A 228-nucleotide genomic window follows, 5' to 3' on the forward strand; every position below is an offset into this window, starting at 1 on the left:
CAGACTCATTTATTTGGCTGGTTCGTAACGACGGTATTTTGGCAACGATGGCGGTGGATCGCGCTCAGGAGGTTATCGCCTGGTCACGCCAAACCACGCTTGGCGCGTATGAATCGGTCGCGTCTATCCCATCGGCAAATAACGATGTGCTCTATGCACTGGTGCGCCGCCAGGTGAACGGGCAAACCGTCCGCTATGTGGAGGTGTTCGATTCTGGGGTGGAAACCG

General features: G+C 56.1%; 1 protein-coding gene. It reads left to right on the forward strand.

Annotation, left to right across the window (positions count from 1 at the left end; genetic code table 11):
* Window positions 1-228: hypothetical protein (locus HMPREF0072_RS12260; RefSeq protein ID WP_004831229.1), on the forward strand; the 228-nt coding region annotated here is incomplete at both ends.

Origin of the sequence: Anaerococcus lactolyticus ATCC 51172 (assembly GCF_000156575.1) — a bacterium.
GTDB classification, from domain to species: Bacteria; Bacillota; Clostridia; order Tissierellales; family Peptoniphilaceae; genus Anaerococcus; species Anaerococcus lactolyticus.